This window comes from Paracoccus sp. (in: a-proteobacteria), assembly GCF_030604785.1.
Classification (GTDB): domain Bacteria; phylum Pseudomonadota; class Alphaproteobacteria; order Rhodobacterales; family Rhodobacteraceae; genus Paracoccus.
Window position 1 is genome coordinate 1 of the sequence record NZ_JAUVVF010000059.1, and the last position, 13244, is coordinate 13244.

Below are 13244 nucleotides of genomic sequence, written 5' to 3' on the forward strand. Positions count from 1 at the left end.
ATCATGGCGACCCGCATCTGTTCGGCGCGGGGGCTGTCGATGCGCCAGAACAGGAACAGGACCAGAAGCGCAAGCGCCAGCACGGCGATCAGGATGCGCCGGACGGGGGTTGCGTAATCTGGTCCCTTATGCGCCATGGCCCTGCCCCGGAACGGGCGGTCAGCTGTCGAAGTCGATGACGTGGCGCAGCTGCTTTTCAAACTCCAGCGCCTTGCCGGTGCCAAGCGCAACGCAGCTCATCGGCTGGTCCGCCAGGCTGATCGACAGGCCGGTCTGCTCGCGCAGCGCCAGATCCAGCTCGCCCAGCATGGCGCCGCCGCCGGTCAGCATCACGCCGCGATCCACGATGTCAGCGGCCAGATCCGGGGGCGTGGCTTCCAGCGCGACCATCACGGCCTCGCAGATGGCCTGGACCGGCTCGGTCAGGGCCTCGGCGACCATGGCCTGGCTGATCTCGATCTCCTTGGGGATGCCGTTCAGCAGGTCGCGGCCGCGCACCATCAGCGTGGCGCCGCGCCCGTCATCGGGCATGCGCGCGGTGCCGATCGAGGTCTTGATCCGCTCGGCGGTGGATTCGCCGATCAGCATGTTCTGGTTGCGGCGCAGATAGTTGATGATCGCCTCGTCCATCCGGTCGCCGCCGATGCGGACCGAACGCGCATAGACCACGTCGCCAAGCGACAGGACCGCGACTTCGGTCGTGCCGCCGCCGATATCGACGACCATGCTGCCGGTGGGTTCGGTGATCGGCATGCCCGCGCCGATGGCGGCGGCGATGGGCTCTGCGATCAGGCCCGCCTTGCGCGCGCCGGCCGACAGGACCGACTGGCGGATCGCGCGCTTTTCAACGGGTGTCGCGCCATGGGGCACGCAGACGATGATCTTGGGCTTCGAGAAGGTCGTGCGCTTGAACACCTTCTTGATGAAGTGCTTGATCATCTGCTCGGCGCTGTCGAAATCGGCGATGACACCCTCGCGCATCGGGCGGATGGCCTCGATGCTGCCCGGCGTGCGGCCCAGCATCAGCTTGGCGTCCTCGCCCACCGCCAGGACCTGCCGCTTGCCGTCCTTGACGTGGTAGGCCACGACAGAAGGCTCGTTCAGGATGATCCCCTTGCCCTTGACATAGACCAGCGTGTTCGCCGTTCCCAGGTCGATTGCGATGTCGGTCGAAAACAGCCCGCCGAATGCCATGCCCCGTATCCTTTTCGCGCCGGTTGGCCCGGCCTGCCTGTCTGAATGGTTTCCGCCAGGGCCGTCGCCCTGAATCGCCTGTGGCGGCGTGGCCCCGTATAGAGGCCAAGCCCGCTTGGGAAAAGCCCTGATGGAGCATGGCTGACGCGATGGCGCGATCTTGCGCGGCGGGTGGCCTGGATCGAGGCGGCAGGGGCAGGACGCCCCCGCCCGTCGGTCAGTGCGAATACATGCTGATCTGCTTGCCGTCTGTCCCGGCCTGCGCGCGGCGCATGATCAAGTGGTTCAGCGCCCCCACATAGGCCTTGACCGAGGCGAGGATCGTGTCCGTATCGGCGGCTTGCCCGTTCACGATCCGGCCGTCCTCCTCCATGCGGACGCTGACGGTGGCCTGCGCGTCGGTGCCTTCGGTGACGGCATGGACCTGATACAGCTTCAGCCGTGCCTGATGCGGGAAGATCTGCTTGACCGCGTTGAAGCAGGCATCGACCGGCCCGTCGCCCGTCGCATGGACGCTGCGTTCCTCGCCATCCACGATCAGGGTCAGGTCGGCGGATTGACCGTCGCTGCCGCAGATCACGCGCAGATGCTTGACCTGGATGTGATCGTCGCCGGTATTGGCGGCGCTGTCCTGCATCAGCGCGACGATATCCTCGTCATAGACCTCTTTCTTGCGGTCGGCGAGGGCCTTGAACCGCACGAAGATGTCCTTGAGCTGGTTGTCCCCGACCTCGTAGCCCAGATCGCGCAGCTTGGCGCGCAGGGCGGCGCGGCCCGAATGCTTGCCCATCGCGATGTTGGTCTCGTTCAGGCCGATATCGGCGGGGCGCATGATCTCGAAGGTCTCGACGTTCTTCAGCACGCCGTCCTGATGGATGCCGCTTTCGTGCAGAAAGGCGTTCTTGCCCACGATGGCCTTGTTGTATTGCACCGGAAAGCCCGAGACGGCGGCCACGCGGCGCGAGATGCCGATGATCTTCGTGGTGTCGATGCCCGTGTCATAGGGCATGATGTCATGACGCACGCGCATGGCCATCACGACCTCTTCCAGCGCGGTGTTGCCGGCCCGTTCGCCCAGACCGTTGATCGTGCATTCGATCTGGCGCGCACCCGCCTCGACGGCGGCCAGGGCATTGGCGGTCGCCATGCCCAGATCGTTGTGGCAATGGGTGGCAAAGATGATCTCGTCCGCGCCCGGCACGCGCTCCAGCAGCATGCGGATCAGGTCGGCGCTTTCGCGGGGCGCGGTATAGCCCACCGTGTCGGGGATGTTGATCGTCGTGGCGCCCGCCTTGATGGCGATCTCGACCACGCGGCACAGGTAATCATGCTCGGTCCGCGTGGCGTCCATGGGCGACCATTGCACGTTGTCGCACAGGTTGCGCGCATGGGTCACGGTCGCGTGGATGCGCTCGGCCATCTGGTCCATGTCCAGATTGGGGATCGCGCGGTGCAGCGGCGACGTGCCGATGAAGGTGTGAATGCGCGGGCGGCGCGCATGTTTCACGGCCTCCCAGCAGCGGTCGATATCGGGGAATTGCGCGCGGGCCAGACCGCAGATCTGGGCGTTCTGCGCCTGTTTCGCGATCTCGGACACGGCGGCAAAGTCACCCTCGGATGCGATGGGAAAGCCCGCCTCGATGATGTCGACGCCCATCTCGTCCAGCATCTGGGCGATTTCCAGCTTTTCGGCATGGGACATGGTGGCGCCGGGCGACTGCTCGCCATCACGCAGGGTGGTGTCGAAGATGAGGACGCGGTTCTGTTGGGTCATTGTGCTGCCTTTGGCGGGTCGGTTCTGTCTGTCGGAGATACCGGGCCAGGACCTGACTGAGCGGCGGCCCGGCGGACCCGCTCAGCGCAGCGTAAGAAGCAGCAGACCCCGGAGTCGCACGGCGAATCGCGCACCCTTGGGTGCCGCAGGGGCCGAGGCGATATGGCGCATCCGAGTCATGGCGCGAAATATGACGTCCCGTCGCGCGCTTGAAAAGACAAAAAATGACCCGGCCCGTCGCCATGGCCGGGACCGACGCGCCCAATTCACGGCGCCGTGACCTTTTTTCTGGCTCCGTCCGCCGTGGCGTGCCTATCCTTTCGGCTATGGACCCGAGGACAAGAACCAACAGATGAGGGACACATGACACGCAAGATCGTCGTCGGCTATGACGGCAGCGAGACGGCGCGACGCGCGCTGGACTTCGCAATGGCCCGCGCAAGGGCCGAGGGCAACAGCATCGTGATCGCGCATGTGCTGGAATGGTCGCCCTACAGCTTCCTGACCCCGAGCGAGGTCGAGGAACGCCACCGCCGCCGCAGCGAGGAATTGCAGCGCGCCGAAACCGCGATCCTGGCCCCCGTCGTGGCCGAGGTCGAACAGGCGGGGATTCCGGTCGCCACCGTGCTGCGCTATGGGCACATCGCCGAAACAATGGCGCGCATCGCCAAGGACGAGGACGCCGCCATGCTGATCATCGGTCGCATGGGGCATTCGGGCTTTGCAGCGCGCATCTTCGGCTCGGTCGCGGCGACGCTGGCACAGGCTTCGCCCGTGCCGGTGGTCATCGTGCCGTGACCGACGGGACAGGGAGAAAAAGAATGACACGACACGCAACAACCATGGCGCGCAGCCTGCCTGCGGCCGCCCTGGCCCTGATGCTGGCCACGCTGCCGGCACGCGCCCAAGGGCTGGACACCGCCATCGACGGCTTCTTCGCCGCCACCACGACCTGGTTCGTGAACATCATCTTCTCGAACTTTCCGGGGACCAGCTTTCCCTGGATCGTGGCATGGCTGGTCGTGGGGGCCACGGTCTTCACGCTCTATTTCGGGTTCATCCAGTTCCGCGCCTTCCGCCACTCGATCCATCTGGTGCGGGGCGATTATTCGAACCCCAATGACGCGGGCGAGGTCAGCCACTTTCAGGCCCTGACCACGGCCCTGTCGGGGACGGTGGGTCTGGGCAACATCGCGGGCGTCGCGGTGGCCATCAGCATCGGCGGTCCGGGCGCGACCTTCTGGATGATCCTGGCGGGGCTGCTGGGCATGGCGTCCAAGTTCACCGAATGCACGCTCGGCGTGAAATACCGCAACGAATATGCCGACGGCACGGTCTCGGGCGGGCCGATGTATTACATGGTCAAGGGCTTCAAGGAACGCGGCATTCCCGGCGGCAAGATCATGGCCGTGCTGTTCGCGATCTTCTGCATCCTGGGCAGCTTCGGCGGCGGCAACATGTTCCAGGCCAATCAGGCCCATGCCCAGATCACCAATGTCGTGGGCGCCTATCCGGGCTGGATCACCGGCGTCGTGATGGCGGTGATCGTGTTCCTGGTGATCGTCGGCGGCCTGAAATCCATCGCCCGCGTCACCGAAAAAGTGGTTCCCTTCATGGCGGCGATCTATGTCGGCACGGCGCTGATCATCATCGGCATGAACTACGACATGATCGGCGAGGCGTTCCGCCAGATCTTTGTCGGCGCCTTCACGAATGACGGCGTGGTCGGCGGCATGATCGGGGCGCTGATCCAAGGCTTCCGCCGCGCGGCCTTCTCGAACGAGGCGGGCGTGGGTTCGGCAGCCATCGCGCACAGCGCGGTGCGCACCAAGGAGCCCACGACCGAGGGCTTCGTCTCGCTGCTGGAACCCTTCATCGACACGGTCATCATCTGCACGATGACCGCGCTGGTCATCATCATCACCGGCCAGCTGGTCAGCGACCCGACCACGGGCCTCTTCGTGCTGAACGAGGCCGGAACGCAGATCCAGACCGTCACCGGCAATTCCGGCGTCGCGCTGACATCGGATGCGTTCAGCAGCGCCTTCAGCTGGTTCCGCTACATCCTTGTCCTGGCGGTGGTGCTGTTCGCCTTCTCGACGATGATCTCGTGGAGCTATTACGGCCTCAAGGCCTGGACCTTCCTGTTCGGCGAAGGCCAGACGAAAGAGCTGATCTTCAAGCTGCTGTTCTGCTTCTTCGTGATCATCGGCGCGGCGTCCAGCCTGGGCGCGGTGATCGACTTCTCGGATGCGGCGATCTTCGCAATGGCGGTGGTCAACATCCTGGCGCTCTATGTGCTGATGCCGATCGTCAAGGCCGAGATGAACAGCTATCTGGCGCGCCTGAAATCGGGCGAGATCCGCAAATACAACTGACCGGCCATCGCGCCGTGACAACGGGGGCGGGCGCGCAGGCGTCCGCCCTTATTGCATCCGCTTCGTGGCGTTGCGCCGGTCGCGCCGCCGCGCCCCGGCCTGCTGGATCAGCGAGGCCGAATAGATCGCCAGCGCCGCCCAGATCATCGGAAAGGCGATCATCCGCGCCGGGTCCAGCACCTCGCCGAAGACCAGCACCGCGCAGAGAAAGATCATCGTCGGCGAGATGTATTGCAGGATGCCGATGGTCGAAAGCCGCGTGAGCTTGGCACCGTTGGCGTAGAACAGCAGCGGGATCGCCGTGGCCGGCCCCGCCCCCAGCAGGAGCGCGGTCTGCCAGTCGAGGGCGCCGAAATGCCCCTGCCCCGTCGCAGACAGCCAGATCAGGAACCCGGCGGCGAAGGGCAGCAGCAGCAGCACCTCCAGCGTGAAGCCCTGATTGGGACCAAGCGGCAGCTGCTTCTTGCACAGCGCATAGGCCGCCCAAGTCAGCATCAGCGCGATCGCCACGATGGGCAGGCTGCCCGCCTGCACCGTCAGCACCAGGACCGCAGCCCCCGCCAGCGCCACCGCCGCCATCTGCGCCCGCGACAGCTTCTCCTTCAGCAGGGTCGCGCCCAGAAAGATGCTGAACAGCGGGTTGATGTAATAGCCGAGCGCGGCGTCCAGCGCGTGATCGTTCACGATGGCCCAGACATAGATCAGCCAGTTGACCGAAATCAGCGCCGCCGTCAGCGCCGCCATCGCCAAGAGACGAGGCTGCCGCAGGGCCGCCAGCAGATCGCCCTGCCGGCGCTGCCACAGCAGCACACCCCCCGCGATGGGCAGCGACCACAGGATGCGGTGGGCGATGATCTCGGCCGGGGGGACATGTTCCAGCAGCTTCATGTAAAGCGGCAGGAAGCCCCACAGCACATAGGCCGAAACGGCATAGGCGAGGCCACGGGGCGAATCGGTATCGGGTGCGCTCATGCGGATTGCATAAGCTGCAAGATCGGCACGCGCCAGAGGTCAGCCCAGCCCCTCATCCCCCAGAAGGGTGCGGCCCTCGCGGCTCTCGATCTCGATCACCCACAGGTCGGGGTCGCGGGCGCGCTGGCGGGCGATGGTGGCGTCGATCTCGCGTTCGGGGCCGGTCTGGGCAGCGATCCAGGGGCGGGCATCGGTCTCGAAATCCCATTCGCGCGACCAGAGCGTCGCCTGCCCGTCCAGATGGGCGCATTTGACCACCACCGCGCCCGCGACGTCATCGCCGCGCGCGGTCACATAGGCGGGGATGCTGGCCAGCCCCAGACGCGCCAGATAGGCCGAAACCCACAGACCCGCCGCAAGCCGGGCCTCAGCCATCGCCGTCCTTGAAGTTCAGGCCCATCTCGTCATAGCGCTCGGCCTCGTTCAGCCAGTTCTCGCGGACGCGGACCTGAAGGAACAGATGGACCCGGCGGCCCATGAATTCCTCAAGCTCGCCGCGCGCGGCCTGACCCACGGCCTTGATCGTCTCGCCGCCCTTGCCCAGCACGATGCCCTTGTGGCCCTGGCGGGCGACATAGACGACCTGCTCGACCCGCGCGCTGCCATCGGATTTCTCTTCCCAGGCCTCGGTCTCGACGGTCAGCTGATAGGGGATCTCCTCATGCAGGCGCAGGGTCAGCTTTTCGCGCGTGATCTCGGCGGCGATCATCCGCATGGGCAGGTCGGCGATCTGGTCCTCGGGATAGAGCCACGGCCCCTCGGGCAGCGCCCCGGCCAGCCAGTCGCGCAGATCGGCGCAGCCATAGCCCTTTTCGGCCGAGATCATGAAGGTCTGAACGAAGGGATAGGCCTCGTTCATCTTCTGCGACAGGGCCAGCAGCACCTCGGCCTTGACGCGGTCGATCTTGTTGATGACCAGCGCGACGGGGACGTTCTGGCCCAGTTCCTTGAGCTGGTCGATGATCGCCTGCGTGCCTTCGGTCAGGCCGCGATGCGCCTCGATCAGCAGCAGGACCAGATCGGCGTCGGACGCCCCGCCCCATGCGGCGGCGACCATGCTGCGGTCCAGCCTGCGGCGGGGGCGAAAGATGCCGGGCGTATCCACGAAGACGATCTGGCTGGCCTCGTGGACGGCGATGCCGCGGATGCGGGCGCGCGTCGTCTGGACCTTGTGCGTCACGATCGAGACCTTGGCCCCGACCATCAGGTTCAGCAGCGTGGATTTCCCGGCATTGGGTTCGCCGATCAGGGCGACGAAGCCCGCGCGGGTGGTGGTGTCGGTCATGTCGGTGTCTCCAGCCGGTCAAGCAGGGCGCGGGCGGCGGCCTGTTCGATGCTGCGTTTCGTGCCCGCGCCGCGGGCCTGCGCCTCGCGTCCGTCGGCAAGGCGCACGGTGATCAGGAAGACCGGCGCATGGTCCGGTCCGCTGCGTTCGGTCTGTTCGTAAAGGGGCGGCGGCATCCCCTGTGCCTGCGCCCATTCCTGAAGCGCGGTCTTGGCGTCGCGGGCATCATCGGCCACGCTGTCCAGCCGATCCGCCCAGAGCGTCAGGATGATCCGCCGCGCCGCATCAAGCCCGGCATCCAAATAGATCGCGGCCAGAACCGCCTCCATCGCGTCGGCCAGCAGCGCCTCCTTGCGGCGGCCGCCGGACAGCATCTCGGAGCGGCCGAGCTTCAGCACCTCGCCCAGACCGATCTGGCGGGCGATGTCGGCGCAGGTCTCGCCGCGCACCAGAGCGTTGTAGCGCGGCGCAAGCTGCCCCTCGCTGGCCTTGCGGTCCGAATGATAGAGCGCGTCCGCGATCACCAGCCCCAGAACCCGGTCGCCCAGAAATTCCAGCCGCTGGTTGTCGGGCCGTGTGGCGCTGGCGATCGAGCCATGGGTCAGCGCGCGCAGCAGCAATTCGGGCCGGGCGAATTCATGGCCCAGCCGGGCCATGAAGGCCCGGATTTCGGCGGAAGGCGTCACTCGACCGCCTTGAAGAAGCGGTCCGAACGCCAGGTCCAGAAGAACAGCAGCGACCGGCCTGCCGACGAGAACATGATCCGGTCGGCGCGCCCGATCAGGAATTCCGCCGGGACGAAGCCCAGCCCGCCGATCTCGGCCGGGAAGCGCGAATCCTCGGAATTGTCGCGGTTGTCGCCCATGAAGAAATACTGGCCTTCGGGCACGGTGAAGGTCGGCGTGTCATCGGCGACCCAGCCATCGGTGATGTTCAGGATCGAATGGCTGCGCCCGCCGGGCAGCGTTTCGGTATAGCGCTCCTTGATGCATTGCCCGCCCTGACCCACGGGGTCGTTGACGCAGCGCGGGATCAGGCCCTGCGGCCCCTGCTGTTCCTTGACCTCGACGAACTGGCCGGCCGGGGTGGTGGGCACGGGCTCGCCGTTCAGCCACAGCCGGCCGCCGCGCATCTGCACCGTGTCGCCGGGCAGGCCGATCACGCGCTTGATGAAATCGACGTCGCGGGTGGGGTGACGGAACACCGCGACATCGCCGCGTTCAGGCGCGCGCTCCAGGATGCGGCCGGTGATCGGGCACATCGAGAAGGGGCAGGAATGCGCGGAATAGCCGTAGGCCATCTTGTTGACGAACAGGAAGTCGCCGATCAGCAACGTGTCCTTCATGCTGCCCGAGGGGATCCAGAAGGGCTGGAAGAACAGCGTGCGGAAGATGCCCGCGATCACCAGCGCCCAGAAGATGGTCTTGACCGTCTCCCAGATGCCTTCCTTCTTGGCGCCTGCCTTGCTTGCCATTCGTTCTGCTTCCTTCGTGATGCCGGGCGGCGCCGGGCCGCGTGGGGGTGTTCATGGTCCCGCGAAGGGGCCAGAGTCAAGCAGGGCCGGGTTGCTGCCGCTGTTCCAGGGGGTCCGGGCGGGCCTCGATCACCACGAAGGCCTGCGCCCAGGGGTGGTCGTCGGTCAGGGTGACGTGGACGATGGCGCGGTGGCCCTGGGGCGTCATCTCGGCCAAGCGCTCGGCGGCCCATCCGGTCAGTTCCATCACCGGCTGCCCGGTCCGCAGGTTCGACACCGCCATGTCGCGCCAGGAGATACCCATGGCCAAGCCGGTGCCAAGCGCCTTGGAACAGGCCTCTTTCGCGGCCCAACGCTTGGCCAAGGTCGCAGCCTCATGCGCGCGGGACGAGGCGCGCGACAGTTCGCGTTCGGTGAAGACGCGGTTGCGGAACCGGTCTCCGAACCGGTCCAGCGTGTTCTGGATACGGTCGATATTGGCCAGATCCGTCCCGATGCCCAGGATCATGCCGCGCGGGCCGCATCCATCCGGGCGCGCATCTCGCGGATCGCGCCGTCGAGGCCCAGAAACACCGATTCCGAGATCAGGAAATGCCCGATGTTCAGTTCCGCCAGTTCCGGGATCGCGGCGATGGGGCCCACCGTGTCATAGGTCAGGCCGTGGCCGGCATGGACCTCCAGCCCCAGGCTGTGGGCCAGACGCGCCCCCTCGCGCAGGGCGGCCAGTTCGGCGTCGCGTTCAGCATGGCGACCCTCGGTGTCCAGATCGCAATAGGCGCCGGTATGCAATTCGACCACGGCCGAGCCGATGCGGGCCGAGGCCTCGATCTGGGCGGGCTGGTGGCCGATGAACAGCGACACGCGGCAGCCCGCCTCGCGCAGGGGCGCGATGAAATCGGCCAGCATCGCCTCATTTCCGGCAACGTCCAGACCGCCCTCGGTCGTGCGTTCCTCGCGGCGTTCGGGGACGATGCAGACGGCGTGCGGGCGGTGGCGCAGGGCGATGGCCTGCATCTCGGCGGTGGCGGCCATCTCGAAGTTCAGGGGCAGGGTCAGCGCCTCCATCAGGGCGTCGATATCGGCGTCGCTGATATGGCGGCGATCCTCGCGCAGATGGGCGGTGATGCCGTCGGCGCCCGCCGATTGCGCCAGCAGCGCGGCCCGCAGGGGGTCGGGCCAGGGCGTGCCCCGCGCGTTCCGGATCGTGGCGACGTGGTCGATGTTCACGCCAAGGCGCAGCATGTCGTCCTCCTCAGGGTTCGGCGGCACATTAGCGGCGCGCGGCAGGGGATGCCAGTTCGGTCGCGACCGACCACCAGCCGTGGCGCGCAAGTGACGCAGCCGCCGCCTGCGCCTGCCCTGCGCTGTCGAACAGCCCGAAACAGGTCGCCCCCGATCCCGACATCCGCGCAAAGGCCGCCCCCTCGGCCCGCAGTGCGTCAAGAACCGAGGCGATGACGGGCGCGCGCGCGATGGCGGGGGGTTCCAGATCGTTGCGCGTCAGCGCCAGCCAGCCGGTCAGCGCCGCCAGATCGGGCAGGCGCGGCAAGGGCGGCAGGGCCGGGTTGTCGCGCCGTGCCAGCCCCGCGAAGATCTGCGGGGTCGACAGGGCCACGCCGGGATTGACCAGCACCATCCAGAAACGCGGCAGGGGCGGCACCGGCGACAAGACCTCGCCGATCCCCTGCATCCGCGCCGTATCCGAGGCCAGGCAGACCGGCACATCGGCGCCAAGCGCCTCGGGTTGCGCGGGCAGCGGATGCCCCATCCGCGCCAGCCCGCGCAGAACCGCCGCCGCATCCGCCGACCCGCCCCCGATCCCCGACGAGACCGGCAGGTTCTTGGTCAGCCGGATCGCGACCTCTGCCCCCGCCAGCCTTGCGGCGCGCAGGCACAGATTGTCGTCCGCCACCGCCAGCCCGCCCGCAAAGGGGCCGTCGATCGCCAGCGACAGCGGGCCGGGCGCCAGTTCGATCCGGTCGCCCATCGCCGCGAAACAGACCAGCGAATCCAGCAGATGGTAGCCGTCCACACGCCTACCCGTGACATGCAGCGCCAGGTTCAGCTTGGCCGGAGCCTCTTCGACCAGCGTCAGCGCCGTGGTCATTCGGCAGCTTCGGCGGCGGCTTCGGACGTGTCGGCGACGCTTTGCGGATCGGGCGGGGTGCGCCCCCCGGCCAGGGCAGCCTCGTCGGCCATGACCGCGTCCAGCCCCCGTTCCAGCTTGTCGCGGATGCGGGCGGGATCGACCTCGCCGCTTTCGGTCGGCTCCAGCGACAGCGCGCGCTTCCACTGGATCTGCGCCTCGCGCTCGCGGCCCACCATCCAGTAGATGTCGCCCAGATGGTCGTTCACCAGCGGGTCCGAGGCCATCGTGGCGATCGCACGCTCCATCGGGGCGACGGCGTCTTCGTAGCGGCCCAGCCGGAAATAGGCCCAGGCAAGTGAATCGAGGATATAGCCGTCATCGGGCGACAATTCGACCGCGCGCTTGATCAGGTCGAGGCCGCGCTCAAGCTCGATATTCCGGTCAATCCACGAATAGCCGAGGTAGTTCAGCAGGCTGGCATTGTCGTCGCGGATCTCGATGGCGGCCAAAAGGTCGGCTTCGGCGCGTTCGAACCGGCCCGACCGTTCCAGCGCGATGCCGCGCGCATAAAGCGGGAACCACCGCGCCTGAGGCGGCGCATCCGCCAGAAGCGACAGCGCCTTGTCATAGGCCGGGACCGCCATGTCGTGCTTTTCCTGCATCCGCAGCACATCGCCAAGCGCGACCCAGGCCTGCGCCAGATCGGGATAGGCCGCGGTCAGCGCCAGAGCCGCCTTTTCCGCATCGGGCCGCCGCCCGCCCCGCGACAGCGCGTCGATGCGCGACAGCTCCGCCACGGGGCGGATCTGGCCCCGGGCGCGCACGGCCTCGTATTCATCCTCGGCCAGATCGAATTGCTGACGTTCCTGCAGAAGCTGGGCGACCAGCAGGCGGGCCTCGGTGTTTTCGGGCTGCAACCAGACGGCCAGCCGCGCATGGATCAGCGACAGAGGCTCGGGATCCGGCCCGCCCGACAGCGCCGAGGCAAAGGCCAGGAAAAGCTGCGCGATCCCGTCGGCGGGACCGGCGACCACATCGAAGGCCACCGGCTCGTCCGCGACCAGCGCGGCGCGCAGCGCCATCAGCTGCGGCTCGGCCTCCAGCCCCGGCAGGGAATCCAGCATGGCGACGGCCTCGTCGCGCCGATCCAGCTGCGCCAGGATCTGCGCGCGGGCGGTCAGGCCCAGAAGATGCCCGCTGGCCTCGGCCTCGGCCAGAAGCGCATCGGCGCCCTCGTAATCCCCGACCAGCGCCAGGGCCAGCGCCAGGTGATAATTCACCACCGGCGCGATGCTTTCCTCGGCCGCCATCTGGCGGAACGCCTCGAGCGAATCCGAGGCGCGACCGGCACCCAGCAGCGCCCAAGCCCGGATCGTGCCGTCCATCAGATCCTCGGAGATCGGCATGTCGGTGCCGTGGCGCTCGTCCAGATAGGCCAGCAGCGCGTCCCAATCCCCTTCGCGGATCAGCTGGCTGCGGCGCATCAGGGTGGCGAATTCGGTGCCGCCGCCGTTCTCGGTCAGCATGGTCTCGGCATAGGCAACCGCGCGGTCCACCTGCCCCGCCGAGGCAAGGGCCACCAGCGCGCTGTCCTGCAGATAGGGGTCCGACGGGTCCTGCGCCAAGGCACGCGCATAGTAGCGGGCGGCGGCCAGAAAATCGTTCTCGACCGTGGCCATGCGCGCGGCCAGATAGGGCCCGGCCAGCCCGCGCATGATCGGCGCGGCATCGGGGGCGGGCGCATCATCCGCCAGGGCTGGCGCCGCCAGCAGGGCCAGAAGCGCGGCGACGATCCACGGGCGGCGGGCAGGTCTCTGGGTCACGGGCGGGCCTTCGGAAATCACAATGGCGTTTGGGCCAGCCTAACCTTGGCCCCAAGCCGCCGCAACGCCCCGTCCCCGCGCTCCTGCATCACATGTTCGGGTAGTTCGGGCCGTCGCCGCCCTGGGGCGTGGTCCAGACGATGTTCTGGCTGGGATCCTTGATGTCGCAGGTCTTGCAATGGACGCAGTTCTGGAAATTGATCACGAAGCGCGGGCCCTCGGCATCCTCGACCACCTCGTAGACGCCCGCCGGGC

The 13244-nt window shown here is 67.3% G+C and carries 14 protein-coding genes; 2 read left to right on the top strand and 12 right to left on the bottom strand.

What is annotated here, in order from left to right; translation table 11 throughout:
* Positions 1-159: 159 nt before the first annotated feature.
* Together QAR72_RS14715 and QAR72_RS14720 are read right to left on the bottom strand one after the other, a co-directional pair.
* Positions 160-1194: a rod shape-determining protein gene (locus tag QAR72_RS14715; RefSeq protein ID WP_304618131.1), complete on the bottom strand. Its 1035-nt coding sequence runs from the start codon at positions 1192-1194 to the stop codon at positions 160-162.
* A 217-nt stretch (positions 1195-1411) separates the two neighbouring features.
* On the bottom strand, positions 1412-2968 hold the full coding sequence (locus tag QAR72_RS14720; RefSeq protein WP_304618132.1) for a 2-isopropylmalate synthase: 1557 nt from the start codon (positions 2966-2968) through the stop codon (positions 1412-1414).
* 363 nt (positions 2969-3331) lie between these two features.
* Between QAR72_RS14720 and QAR72_RS14725 the strand changes: the two genes are divergently transcribed.
* Positions 3332-3766 carry a universal stress protein gene (locus QAR72_RS14725; RefSeq protein ID WP_304618133.1) on the top strand — a complete coding sequence of 145 codons (435 nt, stop codon included), beginning with the start codon at positions 3332-3334 and terminating at the stop codon, positions 3764-3766.
* A gap of 23 nt (positions 3767-3789) precedes the next feature.
* A complete protein-coding gene (locus QAR72_RS14730) occupies positions 3790-5346 on the top strand; it encodes an alanine/glycine:cation symporter family protein (protein WP_442953585.1) in 1557 nt (518 codons plus the stop codon).
* 48 nt (positions 5347-5394) lie between these two features.
* Here the strand turns inward: QAR72_RS14730 and rarD are convergent, their stop codons facing one another.
* The 10 genes from rarD to QAR72_RS14780 form a co-directional block, all read right to left on the bottom strand.
* Positions 5395-6318 (bottom strand): EamA family transporter RarD, encoded by a 924-nt coding sequence (gene rarD / locus QAR72_RS14735; protein ID WP_304618134.1) that lies wholly within the window; start codon positions 6316-6318, stop codon positions 5395-5397.
* A 39-nt stretch (positions 6319-6357) separates the two neighbouring features.
* The gene (locus QAR72_RS14740; RefSeq protein ID WP_304618135.1) at positions 6358-6693 is read right to left on the bottom strand and encodes a DUF1491 family protein; all 336 of its coding nucleotides are present in this window, start codon (positions 6691-6693) and stop codon (positions 6358-6360) included.
* A complete protein-coding gene (gene era, locus QAR72_RS14745; protein ID WP_304618136.1) occupies positions 6686-7603 on the bottom strand; it encodes a GTPase Era in 918 nt (305 codons plus the stop codon). Before era ends, QAR72_RS14740 begins: the two co-directional genes overlap by 8 nt.
* The gene (rnc, locus tag QAR72_RS14750) at positions 7600-8289 is read right to left on the bottom strand and encodes a ribonuclease III (protein WP_304618137.1); all 690 of its coding nucleotides are present in this window, start codon (positions 8287-8289) and stop codon (positions 7600-7602) included. The genes era and rnc overlap by 4 nt, the downstream gene beginning before the upstream one ends.
* Positions 8286-9077 carry a signal peptidase I gene (gene lepB, locus QAR72_RS14755; protein WP_304618138.1) on the bottom strand — a complete coding sequence of 264 codons (792 nt, stop codon included), beginning with the start codon at positions 9075-9077 and terminating at the stop codon, positions 8286-8288. The genes rnc and lepB overlap by 4 nt, the downstream gene beginning before the upstream one ends.
* Positions 9078-9153: 76 nt before the next feature.
* Entirely contained in the window at positions 9154-9585 is a 432-nt protein-coding gene (gene acpS, locus QAR72_RS14760; protein ID WP_304618139.1) for a holo-ACP synthase, read from the bottom strand.
* On the bottom strand, positions 9582-10319 hold the full coding sequence (locus QAR72_RS14765; RefSeq protein ID WP_304618140.1) for a pyridoxine 5'-phosphate synthase: 738 nt from the start codon (positions 10317-10319) through the stop codon (positions 9582-9584). The genes acpS and QAR72_RS14765 overlap by 4 nt, the downstream gene beginning before the upstream one ends.
* Positions 10320-10347: 28 nt before the next feature.
* Entirely contained in the window at positions 10348-11184 is an 837-nt protein-coding gene (locus QAR72_RS14770; RefSeq protein WP_304618141.1) for a 4-(cytidine 5'-diphospho)-2-C-methyl-D-erythritol kinase, read from the bottom strand.
* Positions 11181-12989: a tetratricopeptide repeat protein gene (locus QAR72_RS14775; RefSeq protein ID WP_304618142.1), complete on the bottom strand. Its 1809-nt coding sequence runs from the start codon at positions 12987-12989 to the stop codon at positions 11181-11183. Before QAR72_RS14775 ends, QAR72_RS14770 begins: the two co-directional genes overlap by 4 nt.
* Before the next feature lie 88 nt (positions 12990-13077).
* Positions 13078-13244 (bottom strand): 4Fe-4S dicluster domain-containing protein (locus QAR72_RS14780; protein WP_304616769.1); only part of this gene is annotated, 167 nt, incomplete at its 5' end.